3 protein-coding genes are annotated in these 1,971 nt (G+C 44.1%); all 3 read right to left on the bottom strand.

Going from position 1 to position 1,971, the window contains the following annotated elements:
- On the bottom strand, nt 1-587 hold a 587-nt coding region (locus A3766_RS00670), incomplete at its 3' end, for an ABC transporter permease (RefSeq protein ID WP_068641458.1).
- Nucleotides 584-1,510, bottom strand: a complete 927-nt coding sequence (locus A3766_RS00665) for an ABC transporter ATP-binding protein (protein ID WP_068506675.1) — start codon at nt 1,508-1,510, stop codon at nt 584-586. The genes A3766_RS00670 and A3766_RS00665, both read right to left, overlap by 4 nt.
- A 223-nt stretch (nt 1,511-1,733) precedes the next feature.
- Nucleotides 1,734-1,971: AraC family transcriptional regulator (locus A3766_RS00660; protein ID WP_156508573.1), on the bottom strand; the 238-nt coding region annotated here is incomplete at its 5' end.

Genomic DNA, 1,971 nt, shown 5'->3' with positions numbered 1-1,971 from the left:
TGCCAGATCTGCGGCAGCATGTTGACAGAGTAAAAAGTACCGCCCAAAAACACTAAAGGCGTAATCACCAGTAAAGGAATCACCTGAAGCTTCTCAAAGTTATCGGCCCAGATGCCGATAATAAAACCGAACAAGCTGAAGGTAATGGCCGTCATCACAAGGAAGACCATCATCCAAACCGGATGCGCTATTTGTAGCGGTACAAACAGGCTCGCCGTTGCGAGAATAATCAAGGCAAGTATGATCGACTTCGTTGCTGCGGCCCCCACGTAGCCAAGCAAGGCTTCGAAGTATGAAACAGGTGCAGAAAGTAGCTCATAAATGGTGCCGCTAAACTTAGGAAAATAAATTCCAAATGAAGCGTTAGAAATACTCTGCGTTAACAAAGAAAGCATAATCAAGCCTGGTACGATAAAGGCCCCATAGCTAACTCCGTCCACTTCATTAATCCTCGAGCCAATCGCAGAACCAAAGACGACAAAATACAAAGAGGTAGAGATAACTGGCGAGACAATGCTCTGGAAAATGGTTCGCTTTGTACGGGCCATTTCAAACTTATAAATCGCGGCAACTGCGTGACGGTTCATGCGGACTCCTTAACAAGCGATACAAAGATATCTTCTAATGAGCTCTGGTCAGTCTTTAAATCTTTAAACTGAATCCCCTCTTCAGACAAGTGCTGGAGCAAGGTCGCAATACCCGTATGATCTTCTAGCGTGTCGTAGGTATAAACAAGTTGCAGGCCATTATTATTCAGCACTAGATCGAAACCTTTTAGGCTCGTTGGCAAACTAGATAGCTCGGTCTTCAGGTCGAGGGTTAATTGCTTCTTCCCTAACTTACGCATCAATTCTGTCTTCTCTTCAACCAAGACTAATTGACCATTATTGATCACACCAATACGGTCAGCAATTTCTTCTGCTTCCTCAATATAGTGTGTGGTGAGGATAATCGTGACCCCCTTTTCTCGAAGCTTACGGACCAACTCCCACATATCTTTTCGCAGCTCAACATCAACCCCAGCTGTCGGCTCATCCAAGAATAAAATCTTGGGTTCATGCGACAGCGCTTTGGCTATCAACACACGGCGCTTCATACCACCTGACAACTCCATAATACGGTTATCTTTCTTATCCCACAGTGATAAGTCTTTTAGCGTCTTCTCGATATAAGCCGTGTTAGGCGCTTTACCAAATAAGCCTCGACTAAACGTCACGGTATCCCATACAGTCTCAAATGAGTCAGTCGTTAACTCTTGTGGAACCAGACCAATCATTTCACGCGTATGGCGGTAGCCTTTGATAATATCCTCACCGTCGACAGTCACGGTGCCGGAAGATGGATTGACTATACCGCAAATGGTACTGATTAAGGTCGTCTTACCGGCCCCGTTCGGACCGAGTAAAGCAATGATTTCAGATTTTTCTATTGTAAGGTTAATACCACTGAGCGCTTGAAAACCACCAGCATAAACCTTAGACAAGTTTTCGATTTGAATAATGGGAGTCATGATTTTGCATACCCTAATTTCTATAACAGTACGTTAAACGATTTTGCTTGTGCCTGACTATGCTCATAAATGGAATTCAGAAATTTGGGCTCAACGTACTGAAGAATACCGCTGCTGCAATACAAAGGGATTTGGAAGAAGCTGAAGCGAACAAGCTTTATCCGCAGAGTTATGATCTTAAGGCGGCCTAGCCTTTTTCAANGGGGTCAGACTCGATTGATTTTCAATCGAGTCTGACCCCATTGAAACTCTTTGCTCGAAACTTTGCAGGAGACTCGCCCGTCCATCGTTTAAAGGCCCGGCTAAAAGCACTCAATTCAGAAAACCCTAACAAAAATGCAACTTCACTAATAGAAACCTTGTTTTCCTTCAAATAACGCTCAGCTTCTCGCTGCCGAACTTCCTCAACCAAAGACTGAAAGGATACCTGCTCTTTTTTCAGTTTTCGATAAAGCGTATGA

This window comes from Oleiphilus sp. HI0132 (assembly GCF_001635845.1).
Note: the sequence above shows the minus strand (reverse complement) of the source record. Positions and strands in the feature narration are given on the sequence as shown.

Excerpts from the sequence above, each read along its gene's own strand:
- A3766_RS00665 (WP_068506675.1), bottom strand. The coding sequence starts at position 1,510 with ATGACTCCCATTATTCAAATCGAAAACTTGTCTAAGGTTTATGCTGGT.